Source organism: Candidatus Microthrix parvicella Bio17-1 (genome assembly GCF_000299415.1).
In the GTDB taxonomy this organism is placed as follows: domain Bacteria; phylum Actinomycetota; class Acidimicrobiia; order Acidimicrobiales; family Microtrichaceae; genus Microthrix; species Microthrix parvicella.
The window spans coordinates 1,412,223-1,426,314 of the sequence record NZ_AMPG01000001.1 but is presented as its reverse complement, the minus strand read 5'-3'; the positions used below and the strand labels follow the sequence as shown (position 1 = coordinate 1,426,314).

Annotated in this window: 10 protein-coding genes; 1 reads left to right on the top strand and 9 read right to left on the bottom strand. The window is 64.9% G+C overall.

Features of this window, described 5'->3' with window-relative positions; genetic code table 11:
• Positions 1 to 68 precede the first annotated feature (68 nt).
• Both MPARV_RS0106875 and MPARV_RS24615 read right to left on the bottom strand, forming a co-directional pair.
• Complete coding sequence (locus MPARV_RS0106875; RefSeq protein WP_020377724.1) at positions 69 to 548, bottom strand: hypothetical protein; 480 nt, start codon at positions 546 to 548, stop codon at positions 69 to 71.
• A gap of 117 nt (positions 549 to 665) precedes the next feature.
• Entirely contained in the window at positions 666 to 3,773 is a 3,108-nt protein-coding gene (locus MPARV_RS24615) for a hypothetical protein (protein ID WP_031277542.1), read from the bottom strand.
• Between the two features lie 239 nt (positions 3,774 to 4,012).
• On the opposite strand from MPARV_RS24615, the gene MPARV_RS0106865 reads away from it, so the two are divergent.
• Entirely contained in the window at positions 4,013 to 5,293 is a 1,281-nt protein-coding gene (locus MPARV_RS0106865) for an acyl-CoA dehydrogenase family protein (RefSeq protein ID WP_020377722.1), read from the top strand.
• Positions 5,294 to 5,339: 46 nt separating this feature from the next.
• On the opposite strand, the gene MPARV_RS0106860 is transcribed toward MPARV_RS0106865, so the two are convergent.
• From MPARV_RS0106860 to MPARV_RS22375, 7 genes are all read right to left on the bottom strand, one after another.
• Complete coding sequence (locus tag MPARV_RS0106860; RefSeq protein ID WP_020377721.1) at positions 5,340 to 6,422, bottom strand: acyl-CoA dehydrogenase family protein; 1,083 nt, start codon at positions 6,420 to 6,422, stop codon at positions 5,340 to 5,342.
• 91 nt (positions 6,423 to 6,513) lie between these two features.
• Positions 6,514 to 7,701 (bottom strand): acyl-CoA dehydrogenase family protein, encoded by a 1,188-nt coding sequence (locus MPARV_RS0106855; RefSeq protein WP_031277540.1) that lies wholly within the window; start codon positions 7,699 to 7,701, stop codon positions 6,514 to 6,516.
• Between the two features lie 79 nt (positions 7,702 to 7,780).
• Positions 7,781 to 8,572, bottom strand: a complete 792-nt coding sequence (locus MPARV_RS0106850; RefSeq protein WP_157789494.1) for a 3'-5' exonuclease — start codon at positions 8,570 to 8,572, stop codon at positions 7,781 to 7,783.
• A 128-nt stretch (positions 8,573 to 8,700) separates the two neighbouring features.
• Positions 8,701 to 10,236 carry a hypothetical protein gene (locus tag MPARV_RS0106845; protein ID WP_157789493.1) on the bottom strand — a complete coding sequence of 512 codons (1,536 nt, stop codon included), beginning with the start codon at positions 10,234 to 10,236 and terminating at the stop codon, positions 8,701 to 8,703.
• A 91-nt stretch (positions 10,237 to 10,327) separates the two neighbouring features.
• Positions 10,328 to 11,593, bottom strand: a complete 1,266-nt coding sequence (locus tag MPARV_RS0106840) for a magnesium transporter (RefSeq protein ID WP_012229488.1) — start codon at positions 11,591 to 11,593, stop codon at positions 10,328 to 10,330.
• Positions 11,594 to 11,709: 116 nt separating this feature from the next.
• A complete protein-coding gene (locus MPARV_RS0106835; RefSeq protein ID WP_012229487.1) occupies positions 11,710 to 12,456 on the bottom strand; it encodes a ParA family protein in 747 nt (248 codons plus the stop codon).
• A 71-nt stretch (positions 12,457 to 12,527) separates the two neighbouring features.
• Positions 12,528 to 14,087, bottom strand: a complete 1,560-nt coding sequence (locus MPARV_RS22375; RefSeq protein WP_172636560.1) for a tetratricopeptide repeat protein — start codon at positions 14,085 to 14,087, stop codon at positions 12,528 to 12,530.
• Positions 14,088 to 14,092 lie beyond the last annotated feature (5 nt).

Below are 14,092 nucleotides of genomic sequence, written 5' to 3'. Positions count from 1 at the left end.
CACAGCGGGGCTCACAAAGCCTGAGGTGATTCGCCCTCAAACCTGATGTGAGGACGAATCAAGCCCATTTAACCGCCGACGCATTTGGTGGCCATGTCCGTAATGGCACCTTGCAAATCGTCTGCTTTCGACTGATCGCCCGCGGCTGAGGCGGCGATGGCGTCCCACACCTGCTGGTTCAAGGCTTTGTCGTCGTTGATTCCAGAAGCGATGCAGTCGGCCTGCTCCGGGGTGATGCCCGACGCGGTCAGCTCATCCTTCAGGAGGTCTCCGGCAGGAACGCACTCCGGGCCGGCCTTGGCCACGGGCGCAATCAGTTCCTTGGGGAACTCGTCGCTGCCTGCGAGTTCGTCATTGAGCTCGGTGATCTTGTCCTCGCCGACCTCGTCGTAGATCTTGTCTCCCATGCAGGTGGCCTGCTCCTTCGTGAACGGCGAGTCCTCACTGGTTGCAGCCTTGGTGAACTCGGCAGTGAAATCGGATTTGGAAACCGATCCGCTGCAACCTGCCACGGCGAGGGTCAATGCGGCGATACCGCCGATGAGCATGGTCTTAGTTCGTCGCATGGGAACTCCTTGGCATGACGCATCCCGAACTTCGGGACCGTCGGTTGAGACTAGCCGGAGCCCTTGCAGCGCTGAGTTGGCGACGCCCGGCATGTGGGCTCAGATGTTCTGTACGACCCAGACGGTGGCCATCAGCAGACCGATGATCGCCAACAGTGCAGCGATGGCACCTATCACGTTGGCGGCTGTTGTTCGGCGAGTGCGTTCAAGCCAGTCGCCGTGCGAGTCCTCGGTGTCCTCCACCCAGCGGTCAACACCATCACGGTCGTCAATGGAATCCAGCTGGGCTGAGCCTGGCTCGGCTTCGTTGTATCGTTCGGAGATCGCCTCGCTGTCGTCGACAACCGAGGTGAAGAGTCCATCGGCCTCGTCGTCATCGGGATCGTTGAGGCCGTCCTTGCCGTCGTCGTCGTGGGCGTCGAAGAAGGCGTGCATTGCAGCCTCGTAGGCGACTGAATCTGGCCCATCGAGCGCATCCAGGTCGCTCGGTTTCGAGGCGGTGGGTGGAGCGGCAAGATCACTCGCGACGAGGCTGATCTGCTCGGTGCCGGTGAGGTCGATGGCCTCGGTGGCATTTGCGGCCGCACGAAATCCGGCCCGGTCGTCGTTGCGTTGGGTTGTGTCTTCGAAGTCCCACCAATCGTGGGAGTCAATGTGACCATCGGTGTCTGGAGCATCGTCAAGAATTCCGCGTATGCCCTCGGTTCCGTCGAGGTCGGCAAGTTCCGCGAAGACGTCGTGGTTTGGCTGGCGGGTGCTTGACGCCCCGCCGTGGGGATCAACAGCAACGCTGTTCAAACCCGCGGGCATCATCGCCGGAATGGCGATCATCGCCTCTGGCCGGTCGCCTGATTCTTCGGGGAGTTCGGCCAGATCGACGACCGGAGTGGCTACCCCAGTCGATACTGCCGGGGGTACCTCGCTCTGGTCTGCGGCCTGCGAAGTGTCATCGAGGATGTCGAATTGAAGGGCTGCGGTTTCCGGGAGGCCATGGTCGTCGGCATCGGTTCGCTCGGGCTGCTTGTCTCGAAGCATGAGAAGGTCAGCCAGAATCCCGTCCAAGCTGAAGAACTCAGTTACGACTGAAACCGCCGGGCCGTTGGCCGCCGGATGAACGATGGGTTCGGATCCATCCGCCCAGGACGGCACATAGTCGTCAAAAAGTTCGAGAGCGTCCTCGGCTGGTTTTTCATGGTTGGCGACCCCGCCGACCATGAAGGCCGCCGCATCAATGGAGAGCCAGTCCTCGTCCTGGTCTTCGGGGGGGATGGCGTCCACTTCAGCGTGGGCCGAGGTGACCAGAGGGTATTCGCTCGGAAAGAGCAGCTCGGGCTCGGGCTCGGGCTCGGGCTCGGGTTCGGGTTCGGGTTCGGGTTCGGGTTCGGGTTCGTGAGTTGGCTCCGGCTCCGGCTCGGATGCGACAGTGCCAATGTCAGTATCGGGGGTGATCGCTTCGCTGAACCCAGCTTGGTTGACGGTGAGCCAGTCCTCGTCCTGGTCTTCGGGGGGGATCGCGTCCACTTCAGTGTGGGTGGCGGTGACCGGAGGGTATTCGCTCGGAAAGAGCAGCTCGGGCTCGGGCTCGGGCTCGGGTTCGGGTTCGGGTTCAGGTTCGGGTTCGGGTTCGGGTTCGTGAGTTGGCTCCGGCTCCGGCTCGGATGCGACAGTGCCAATGTCAGTATCGGGGGTGATCGCTTCGCTGAACCCAGCTTGGTTGACGGTGAGCCAGTCCTCGTCCTGGTCTTCGGGGGAGATCGCGTCGACTTCAGTGTGGGTGGCGGTGACCGGAGGGTATTCGCTCGGAAAGAGCAGCTCGGGCTCGGGCTCGGGCTCTTCAGTTGACTCGGGCTCGGGCTCGGGCTCTAGCTCTAGCTCTAGCTCTAGCTCAGATGTGGCAGCGCCGACTTCGGCATCAGGGTTGATCGCATCGCTCAGCCGAGCGGCTGTAATTTCGTCCAGGGGGTGCCAGTCGGTATCCGGGACCGGCGCAACAAAGAGTTCCGACGCCGCTTCGATGCTGGGGATGTCGACGGCGGCAGTTTCAGGCGCATCGGAAAATAGCGACGCAGCAGCAGCATCATGAGTGTGCCCAAACAACTCACCAGATGCTGGGCGTTCGGGCTCAACGCCTGAGAACTCGAGGATTTGGTCGTCCGTGCGTGACCCTGACGGGGAGACCAACGGCGCTTCGTCGGTCCACCCGATGGAGGTGGCCTCCGGAGGCTCCACGACGAGAGGCTCCACCGTCGGGCCGGTGAAGAGTGAGCCTTTTGGCAGCACGTCGTTGGTGTCGATGATGGGGAATGGCGGGCTCGGCGGCTCTTCTTTCGGCATGCCCGGTACTGCCGCTTCGATCGATTGGAGTGCGCCATCGTCGGTGGTGGCTTCCGTCGATTCCTGCTGCCCTGGGAGTACGACGTTGCGTCGAGGTCTGCGCTGACTCCTTGGAGCGCCAGGCAAATCGGACGAGCCCCCAGGAAAGGGCTCCGGTGTATCGCTGGACGCTTGGTCTTGAGCCTCCCGCTCGTCCTGCGGGTCGCTCGTCTCGGTAGCGGCGAAGGTCGTATCGGACCCCATGACCGGCTCCGGGACGATGGTGGGTGTTGGCGGCTCCTCGCCTCGGCGTCGCCGGCGACCGAACAGGCGGCGCCTTGGTGAACGTTCATCCGGATCGGGCACGGCGACATCACTGATGTCGCTGGGCTCATCGCTCGCGTCCGAAGATGGACCCAAGGTGAGGCTCTCTGGCACCTCGGAGACCGTCTCGGCCGATAAGGGAGGGGGCGCTCCGTCCGATGGATCCAGCGGGCCGAGTTCGTCCAGGGCGAGCGGGACGTCGATGACCGTCGAAATCCCCGTCGGGTCGTTGTCGCCCACCACGATTTCATGATCGTCGGTAGAAGGCTCGGGGCGAGCGAGCTGCTCGATGGGGGGCGTGAGGCCGTCGGGCCAGGTTGGTGTGATGGCGTCGATTTGGCCGGTTGGGGTGGCGTCGTCGGTGGGGGGTGTGGGGTGGTCGGGCCAGGTTGGTGTGATGGCGTCGATTTGGCCGGTTGGGGTGGCGTCGTCGGTGGGGGGTGCGGCGCCGGCGGTTTGCTGCTCCGGGAGCATGCTGAGGTCCAGAACAGGGAGGGCAGCGGTCTCGTCGTTCGGCGGCGGTGCCTCGGGCTCCTGTGCCTGCAACTCGACGGCCTGCAGGTCGACCACACTGGTTCCCTCCGCTGGAGTCGGCTCGCCGGCAGGGAAGTACTCAACCTCCAAATCCGATTCGGAAATGGCGGTTCTTGGCGGCGTCTCGTTGGAGTGAGAGTGTGGACGCGGCGAAGTCACAAGACCTCACACTACTCAGCCAGAACACCGGGTTTGGTGGTCATTGTGCCCTTGGGCGGCGGAACCTGTCGTGTCAACGTGACTTGCGCTAGAAGAAGCAGCTGAAAGAAGGTCCGATGGATTTTGATGACACACCGGAAGAGGCAGCGATCCGTCTCGATGCCCGAAGGTTTCTCGACGCGCACGCTGCTCGACGTCCCGTGGATGACAGCTCTCACCTGGCTGCCCACCGTCCCAACACCATTGAGGCCGACCGGCGACACCGGATCGAGGCAGCGGACTGGCAGCAGACCAAGCTGGCGGGTGGTTGGGGTGCTCCTGCCTGGCCCGTCGAGCAGGGTGGCAGAGGGCTCGGCCCACACCTGGCTGCCATCTTCGCAGAGGAGGAGCGCGACTACGACGTCCGGGCCCGCTACTTCCAGGTTGGGCTCGAGATGGTGGGTCCCACTCTGTTGGCCCACGGCTCGGCACCACAGCTGGAGCGTTTCCTTCAGCCGCTGTTGCGTGGCGATGAGATGTGGTGCCAACTGTTCTCCGAGCCCGGAGCGGGCTCGGACCTGGCAGGGCTGGCCACTCGTGCGGTCCGCGACGGTGATGAGTACGTGATCTCTGGTCAGAAGGTGTGGACCACCGCTGCTCATCTTGCGGAGTTCGGCATCCTGCTGGCGCGGACCGACCCGGACGTGCCCAAACATCGGGGCATCTCTGCGTTCCTGGTTGATATGTCAACGCAGGGGATCGATGTCCGGCCGCTCCGGCAAATCGATGGCGCCGTGCACTTCAGCGAGGTGTTCTTCGACGAGGTGCGGGTTGGGGCCGGCGCGTTGGTGGGCGGCCTGAATGCCGGATGGGGTGTGGCGCTCACCATGTTGAACTTCGAGCGTTCGGCCATCGGTGGAGGCGGCATGATCGAGTGGCCCCAAATCGTCAACCTGGCGCGGGACCACGGTGTGGTGGTGTCAGCGGTTGGAAGGGATCGAACCGGGGCCCCGAAATCCGGCGCCGATGCCGGCGTTGTGACTGCCCGCCAAGACCTGGCCCGCCTCTGGAGCCGTCTTGAGATACTTCGGTTCCTTGGTTACCGGGTGCGCACCGCCATCACCAGGGGTGAACCGCTTGGCCCCGAGAGTTCGGTCATGAAGCTCGCGGTCTCGGGCTTCTACGAAGACGTGGGCAATGTTCTGATGAGCCTCCAGGGGGCCGACGGCATGCTCTGGGGCGATGCCGACCCGAACGGGGGCGTCTATACGGGGATCTTCCTTGCGCAATGGGCGCCCCGTATTGGCGGCGGCACCGATCAGGTGCAGCGCAACATCATTGGCGAGCGGGTGTTGGGCCTACCGCCGGAGGCTCGCCCCGACAAGGCTGCTCCGTTCAAGGACCTTCCCCGCAGCTGAAGCCTTCCCTCAGCCGGCAGACAGGCTGAGGAACCGGGGCTCAAAATCAGCTGGTGGAAACCGGAGCGGCCAGCAGCGCAGCCTGATGGTCGGCCAGTGAGCCGCCACTGAGCTCCAGCAGGCGGGCCCGGGTCACGAATCGGTGCGCCGGATGCTCCCAGGTGAAGCCGATGCCACCGTGGTTTTGGATGTTCACCTCGGCATTGGCGACGGCTGCACGGGTGGCCATGACCCGCGCCGACTCCACCTCGAACGCTGCCGACCCGGTGCTTTGGGCCGAGTCGTCGACCGTGAGTGCCGCCCAGCGGGTTTGGGTGATCGCCGCTTCGGCCCGGGCCGCCATGTCGGCACATCGGTGCTTCACGGCCTGAAACGAGCCGATCGGCTGACCAAACTGCTGACGCTCTTTGGCATAGTCAACCGACATGGCACAGGTTGCCTCGGCGATACCGGCCAGCTGAGCGGCGATCAGCGTGGTGGCCCACCGAGACGTTGCGCCGGTTGAATCGGACGCACCGGGCACCACCGAGGTTGCCCGCATACGTCGAAGCGGGGTCGGGGGGTCGAGCGGTGCGAGGTCGCCTGACGACGTCAGGTCGGATGTAGCCAGCAAGACGGCGTCGGTTCCCGAGATGGTGACGACCCAGGTGGCCCCTTCCGGGTGCTGCACCAGGAGTTCGCCGGTGGTCGGGTGTCCAACAGCGACCGAGGTGTCGGTGGAGAAACCAGAGGGCTCCCCCCAGGCTGCACGCACGGTTCCGTTCGCCAGTGATCCGGCGTCCGCAAGCCCCGCCATCGCCGCCAGGCGGGCCGCGATGATCTGCGCGACAAACGGGCCCGGGGCCACCTGTCGCCCCAACTCCTCGGCTAACAGCACCTCCTCGGCCAGTCCATAGCCCACGCCGCCGTGCGCTTCGGCCAACCCAAGGCTGAACCATCCCAGGTCACCAAAGCCGGTCCATGTCGACGCATCGATGAGGGGCGAGCGGTCGTCTGACGACGACAGGGTGGTGGCCTGGGCACCGATGACGTCGTAGCGATCTCGGTTGCTCATGGGGAACGACGCCTTCAACGCGCTCGCCACGGTTGACGCGATTTCGGCTTGTTCGTCGGTGGGAAGCAGGTCCACGGGTTCGGGTCCTTTGGGAGAGATCGGAAGCGGGGCGGAAAGAAAAGTGAAAAGGTCGGCCGACGGCGGGTTGTCAGCAGCGGTATGGGCGTCAGCGGGGTGGCCGGGGCAGGCCCAGGACCCGCTCGCCGACGATATTGCGTTGGATATCGGTGGTGCCGCCGCCAATCGTGTAGGCGAAACTCTGGAGGTATGGCCCGGTCCAGTTGCCGTCGCCGTCGATAGGTGTGAGGGCTAGAGCGTCCGTCCCCAGAATGTCCATGCCCAGCTGGTACACCCGCTGGTGTAGTTCGCCGTGGAACGCTCGAACCATTGAACCCTCCGGGCCGGGCATGCCGGTGCGGCGGGTGCGGCTGATGCCGGCGACGGTCATCGAGCGCAACGCCGCCACCTCGGCGCGGGCTGTGGCCAGACGTCGAGCGATCTCGTCGTCGTCAATGCGGGCACGGCCTCGGGCGTCGGTGCGGTTGCGGGCTTCGCCGATCAGCGCTTCGACGGTGGCCGCCAGCTCGATCTGGTCGGCCATGAAAGCGGTGCCTCGCTCGAAGCTGAGCGTGCTCATCGCCACACGCCAGCCATCGTTGATCTCGCCCACGACGTTGGCCAGCGGGATGCGAACCTCGTCGTAGAACACCTCGGCGAAGTCGGTGTGGTGCGCCATCGTGTCGATGGTTCGCACCTCGATGCCGGGAGTCTTCATGTCGCAGATCACCCAGGAGATGCCCTTGTGCTTGGGGGCGCTCGGGTCGGTGCGGACGAGCAGTTCCTGGTAGTCGGCCACGTCGGCATAACTGGTCCAGATCTTCTGGCCGGTCACCACCAGTTCGTCGCCATCGATGACGCCCTTGGTGGAAAGGCTGGCCAGGTCAGAGCCGGAGTTGGGCTCGGAAAATCCCTGGCACCACACCACCTCGCCTCGCAGGATCGGGGGCAGGTAATCGGCCTTTTGCTGATCGGAGCCCGAGGCCATGATCGTCGGGCCGCCGTGGTTGTTGCCTACGAAGGTGCAGCTGTTGTTCAGGGTGAAGGGTGGATCGGCCCGTGCGAACTCGGAGTACCAGATCATCTGCTCGATGTCGGTCAGCCCACGCCCGCCAAATTCGGTTGGCCAGTTGATGCCGGCCCAGCCCCCCTCGTGCAGGGTGCGTTGCCAAGCCAGGTCGAATTCGCGCATCGGCTGCCCCATGGCGGGCCGTTGCTCGGTTGGGAGGTGGCCGCGAAGCCAGGTGCGAGCCTGGTCGCGGAACTCCTGTTCCTCCTTGGTGAACTCCAGATCCATGATCGCCTCCAGGTCGCGCCGTGCCCGGGCGCAAACCCCAAGACTACCAAGACCTGACACGTCGTCAGATCTCGATCGCTCAGTCGATCAGCGGAAGATCGCGCGCCGAGGCGACACCGGCGCGGTCCAGCAACGGTCTCAACAGTTTGGCGGTGGCGACGGCGTCGTCGGTGGCCCTGTGTGCGGTTGCAGGCAGTGGCGACTTGAGCGCCCGAGCCACTTCGGCAAGTCTCAGCGGCGCCATACCCAGCCGCCGGGCGAGGTCCAGCGTGCACAGCGGACCAGCGAGCGTTGCCGGTGCGGGCCGCCCGGCCCGCTCGTACTCACGTGTCAGAAAACGAATGTCGAATGGCGCGTTGTGCGCAACCAGGGTGCGTCCACGGAGTGCCCCCGTCACCTCATCAAGGATCTCCCCAAACGTGGGTGCATCGACGAGGTCGGCCTCACTGATGTGATGCACGTGCTCGGCGCCGTGGCGTCCATCGTCGGGACGTATTCGCCAGGTGAAGGTGTTGGTCAACGAGCCCAGACCGTCGGCGTGCACCACGGCAATCTCGATCACCCGGTCGACAGTGGCGTCCAGCCCGGTGGTTTCGGTGTCGACGACGGCGAATGGCAGGGGCAGACGTTTGCCCCCCGCCGGCCGTCGCAACCAAACGATGGTGGCGCCTGCGACCAAGCCGGCGGTGACTGTGGCGACCAGGGTGGTGCGTTTCGCAACCCGACGCTTGCGGCGTTCGCGGGCAACGACGACAGCTGCCGGGAGCGACGCTGCGCCCATCACCAGGAACATGCTGCGGCCTGCACCAAGGCGGTGGTGGTGGCGGATTGGGTAGATCGGTTGGCGACCCTTGCTCAGTCTTGGTCTCACGTTTCGGACCCTACGGACCGCGGGTGACGCTCAGCGCTTTGATGGGAAGAACTGTGGCCGGGCAGTCGAGCGTCGATCGGGTAGGGAGGGCCGTTGGGTGTTGGGGGGAGCCGTCTCGTAATGCCTCGTCACCCCGTGAATGTGGGGCGTAGCGGCACACCGGGGGACGGTTGTGCAGCATTCCGGGGCGCGTTTCCTGCGGGTGCGTTTCCTGCGGGTGCGTTGCGGTTGGGTGCGTTGGTGTTGCCGTCGGCCGGTTCGCCGTTGCTGTCGGGGGATGGATCTTGGGCGCTGCTCGCCTGGGCTGACAGGCGATCCGCGAAGGAACACGCGTCGCTTCCCAACTCTTTTGCCTCGTCACATTCCGGTGTGCCACAGGCCCCCATGTCATCGATGCAGGTGTCGCCGGGCTCTGGCACGGACGGGCCGCAGTCGATCTGCAAATTCGGATCGTCGCAGGGATCGCCGAGCGCGAGCGGCATGATCACCTCGGCCAAACCATCGGCACATGCAGCCGGGTCGCCATCGTCGCAGACCCGGTAGGTGGCCTGTGCACGCACGAATGGCGCAAACTGCAGCCCGGCGAGCATTGGGAATCTCTCGCGCTCCATCTGGTCCGGGCTTTGGGAGCCGTCGGGGTAGGGGGCTCCCGCATTTGAGATCGGCCCTGCCGTAAACGTCAGTTGGTCGCCATTGGTCTCGATGTCCACCAGTTCGTCGGTGGAGGAGACCGACAAGGAGTTCGGGTCGATGGAGCGGCCCGAACCGAGCGCTTCGTCGTTGGCCAGGACATCCAAGCGTGCAGTCGGGGTGGTGGAGAGCAGCCGGTCGGTCCTGGCTCTGATACCTCCTGGCTTGGCGACGAAGCCGTCTGCCAGAGGCTGCGGGGCGGCGATGGGAACTTCGGCGCCGTCCCACTCGGGGTCCGGTCCACTTGGAAACGAGGTCGTTTGAGGTTCGCCTGCGGTTTCGCAGGACATGGACAGGGTGGCGAGGTCCAACTGGCCGGGGTTCGAACTCCGTTGGTTGAGGGCCATTTCCAGGTCGACGTCGTAGTCCAACTGCGCCGGCCCGCCCTGTGGCGAAGGTGTCGCGGTGACGGTGATGTCGACCGAGATGGGCGTGGGCGAGGCGTTGGGGTCCTGGGTCACTGGACCGACGGACTGTTCGGTGGAATCGCCGGTGACGCCCGGGCCGGAGACACCGACGTGGTTGCTGGCTTTGAGGCCGAAAGGAATGGTGATCCCGAGGTGCCTCATTGAGGTGAGGAACCCGTCCGAAAGCTGGACTGAACCGTTGACCCTTACGGCAACTGGAGCGTCGCTGGTCAACATCGCATTCGGAAGGTTGTGGTCCAACTCTGCGGTTGCTGCAAATCCCAGCTGTGGTCCGGGGTAAATCTGTGGTTCGTCTGGTCCTGGCAGGCCGATCTGTCCGATCAGGAAGCCGACGAGGAACTGCGAATCGAATCCACCCGTGGAGGTATCAGGGAAGAGCGCGGCGGAGTCGTTCGAGGTGCCGGAACAGATGAGGTTGACCCCGTCGGCCACTGCCCCAGCCGGGGTCACCGTCGAGGTGATGACGCCCGACAAGGTGCCAACCAAGAGGGCCAGCGATGCCAGGGCCCGCCGTGCAGGCTGCGTGCCTAAGCGTCCGACGATCATGCGACCATCCCGGTGAGTCATATGGCTCCCCCCTTCCTCATCAGAGTAACGATGATCGTTGGAAGGCGATAGGGGTATTCCGGTGGGTCGGCTACACCTTGGCGATCCAGCCGAACGTGCTGAAGGCCACCACCAGTGCCACCACCCCAACGAAGTCCATTGAGGCGGTCACCGTTGGGGTTCCATAGGTGTCGGGGTCAACCTTGAGGCGCCACGCTGCGATGGTGCCGTAGTAAGCCAGCACGGCAACCACTGCCAATGCTGCAACCCCGGCGGTCAGCGTGCCGGCCACCATCGGGAGGAGTCCGGGACTGGCCTGGCCGGTGAGGCGCCCCAGCACCTGGGCGCCAACGGCGTTGTACAGGAACACCGGGATGCCGATGGCGCTGATGGTGAAAATGTCGCGGCGCACGTCGGCGCCCGGCACCACGTCGGGATCAATCAGGCCCAGATGCAGTTTGGTCGACAGCCTGGAACTGAGGATGCCCCCCAATGCGCCGGCGCTGGAGACGAAGGCGGGCTGCAGAATGAAGAGGGCCGGCAGCAGGGCAAAGGCGCTGAGCTGCTTGGTGACCACAACGCCCGCCATGGTGGACAGGGCCGCTGCGACCACCAGGATCGGGGCTGACTCTTTACAAACCTGGGAGAGAACCGGCAGGCGAGAACGCAGTGCAACGACGAACCAGGCCACCGACGCAGCGGCCAACACCCATCCCACCGTGGTGATGGCACCAGCAGGCAGGCCCAGCGCCAGGCTTGCGAGGAACAGGGTTGGCACGGTGATCACATCGCCGAGCGTGGACACCGATGGTGCAACCAGGTTGTCGAGGTCCCAATTGCGGCGGACCCCCACCACGGTCAGCGCCACCGTGGCGATCAGCACCAGAATGCTGGCCGAGAGTCCACCCACGATCGACACCATGGCCAATTGGCCCAGGTTGAGGTTCGACTCGATGCCGAACGCACTGGCCACCACCGAAGCGATGATCGCCAGGACGAATGAGAGCACCGATGAGAGCGCCAACGACGCACTGACGTTCTGGCGCATCAGGGTGCCGTTTCGAATCGACACCGAGAACGTGCCCGTGTGGATGGCGGTCGACAGGCGGTTACCGAGGCCGCCCATGACGTTGCCCCGGAGCCCGATTGCGGCGGGGACGAGGGTGAGCAGCGTGGGGTAACGCTGGAAGGTGCTGAGTGCCGAGGCGAGTATCAGCCCCGCAACGAAGCTGGAGGTTGAATTGAACCCCAGCGCGGTCAGGCTTTGACGCGCCGCATCGCTGGTCGGCCCAACCAGGTCGACCAGGCGACGGCCGACTGCCAGCAGGCGTCGACGCAGCTCTCGGTGGGAGGACATGGGTCCGCCATCGGGGGTCCTTTGCGATTTCGGCTCAACACGAATGGGCCGACACAGCAGTCTACGTGGTGCGGTGCGAATCAACAGGCGTTGCGCGGCGCCTGAATCCAGCCGATCTAGTCCAGCCCGATTCGCTCCGCGACCTCGGCCCAGAGCGACCGATAGCGGCGTGAGGCCAGGGACGCGGGCGAGGTCATCACCGTGGGCCGCCGTTCAAAACCAAGGCGTTCCACGGCGGTGGAGTGGGGGATCGACGTCGTGAGAAACACCGGGTCGGTGGCCCGGTATTCGGCGTACAGGTGGCGCTGGGCCACCTTGGTCTCGTCCAGGAGCGAGAAGAACGCCGCTAGTGGCAGGTTGGTTGTCCGTTCACCGATGAAGTCCTGCATTTGGGCGAGCGTGCGGATGGACAACGGGGTGGGCTCCACTGGAACCAGTGCCAGGTCCGCCAAAGCGATCAGGTTCTCCAACACCAGCGTGGGCCCAGGTGGTGTGTCCACCACGACCAGGTCGTAGGCGTCGGAGAGCCGGTCCACCGCCTTGGACAGCACCCGGGCCGGGTGCCGCCGCTCGGACATGGCGATGTCCAGGCTGCGCAGCGTTTCGTCGGCGGGGATGACGGACAGGCCAGGCACCTTGGTGTTCCTGGCGAGGCGGCTGACTTCTCGCCGACCCCGCACCACGGTCCGGGTTGCGTTTCCCGGCTCTGGCTCGAGGCCAACCGACCAGGTGGCTGCGGCCTGCGGGTCAAGGTCCCACAGCAGGGTTCGCAGCCCGGTTCCGGCCGCCAAAGCGGCCAGGTTCACGGCGGTTGAGGTCTTGCCCACCCCACCCTTCATCGACGCCAAGGCCAGTACCTTCATGGTGATGATCTTAGGAGCCCTGGCGGGCTGGCCCGGTTACCAACCGTCACCAATTTATCGGCCTGAGCATGTCAGCTACCCGGCTCGACCAGATCCTGGAGTTCGCTGAGCTTGTTGAGGCTGATCGAGTGGTCGCGGAGTGCTTCGGGGGTTCCGAGCTGTTCGGCGAGCCGCTCGGCGATGTTGAGGGAGCTTTGGTAGGCGGCTTCGGCCTGGGTCCAGTCGCCTTGTGCCCGGTACACGTCACCGATCTTGTTCAGGCTGATCGAGTGGTCGCGGAGTGCTTCGGGGGTTCCGAGCTGTTCGGCGAGCCGCTCGTCGATGTTGAGGGAGCTTTGGTAGGCGGCTTCGGCCTGGGTCCAGTCGCCTTGTGCCCGGTACACGTCACCGAGGTTGCTCAGGCTGATCGAGTGGTCGCGGAGTGCTTCGGGGGTTCCGAGCTGTTCGGCGAGCCGCTGACGAATGTTGAGGGAGCTTTGGTAGGAGGCTTCGGCCTGGGTCCAGTCGCCTTGTGCCCGGTACACGTCACCGATCTTGTTCAGGCTGACCGAGTGGTCGCGGAGTGCTTCGGGGGTTCCGAGCTGTTCGGCGAGCCGCTCACCAATGTTGAGGGAGCTTTGGTAGGCGGCTTCGGCCTGGGTCCAGTCGCCTTGTGCCCGGTACACGTCACCGAGGTTGCTCAGGCTGATCGAGTGGTCGCGGAGTGCTTCGGGGGTTCCGAGCTGTTCGGCGAGCCGCTCGGCGAGATCCTCTGCCTCAGTGCTCAGAGCCAGTGCATCATCTGCGTCCCCAGCGGACGCGGCCAGGGCGCGGAGCCCCTCAAGCACGATGAGCCGGCCGCGCTGATCTGGCATCGAACCCGCGACTTTGCGCAGGTCATGTCGGGCCCCGGCTGGATCGTTTCCCAGGCGGACTCGTCCTCGCCGTTCGTAGAGCGCTGTCAGCAGTTCACCCTCGCCTGCCTGCTTGGCCTGCTCGATCAGATGGTTGAGCTGCTCTGATGCTCGACCTCCAAGGGCGCTGTCGCTCATGGCGAGCACGGTCTGAATTTCGTCGTAGTCGGGTGTTGTCGTCGGAGGGAGCGTCAGCGGAACACTGGACAGCGTTGTCGGCCCAGCCGTGGGCTCGGATGAAGCAACGTTCGCAGTGAAACCCACGGTCGGCGCCACCTCGACCAGAAAGTCGCGCACCGACCACAAATCGGTGCTCACGCGCATGGCATGCACCTTGATGGAGGGCGGAGCGACGATGATCAGCCCACCAAGCGAGCTGCGCAGCGTGTCACGCCGGTGGTTCAAGCTCTGGAGCAGGTCGATCCATGCGGCATCCCAGCCGAGTGACTGGCCGGGGCCATCACCGGTGTGCACCGCCTCAACCCACGTGCAGCCGCGAGGCGGGTAACCATCTGCTTCGATCTTTGAGACCGAAGCGGCAAGGCCCTCAGGCGACGATGGTTGCAACTCGAGAAACGGTTCGGCACGGAACCGTCGGTTCCAAGAAGCCCGTTCGGCCAACAGGCGGGCGTCCGCCGGATCCGAGACGAATATGAACCCCAGCCAGAACGATCGGGCCCGGTCGAGGTGTGTGTGAAGTTGCCGCCATGCCTCCTCAACGCCGTCGGCTGACGACACCTGCG

Bases quoted from the DNA above. Each gene is read 5' to 3' on its own strand.
- MPARV_RS0106875 (WP_020377724.1), bottom strand. From the start codon at position 548: ATGCTCATCGGCGGTATCGCCGCATTGACCCTCGCCGTGGCAGGTTGC.
- MPARV_RS0106865 (WP_020377722.1), top strand. From the start codon at position 4,013: ATGGATTTTGATGACACACCGGAAGAGGCAGCGATCCGTCTCGATGCC.
- MPARV_RS0106855 (WP_031277540.1), bottom strand. From the start codon at position 7,701: ATGGATCTGGAGTTCACCAAGGAGGAACAGGAGTTCCGCGACCAGGCT.
- MPARV_RS0106845 (WP_157789493.1), bottom strand. From the start codon at position 10,236: ATGATCGTCGGACGCTTAGGCACGCAGCCTGCACGGCGGGCCCTGGCA.
- MPARV_RS0106840 (WP_012229488.1), bottom strand. From the start codon at position 11,593: ATGTCCTCCCACCGAGAGCTGCGTCGACGCCTGCTGGCAGTCGGCCGT.
- MPARV_RS0106835 (WP_012229487.1), bottom strand. From the start codon at position 12,456: ATGAAGGTACTGGCCTTGGCGTCGATGAAGGGTGGGGTGGGCAAGACC.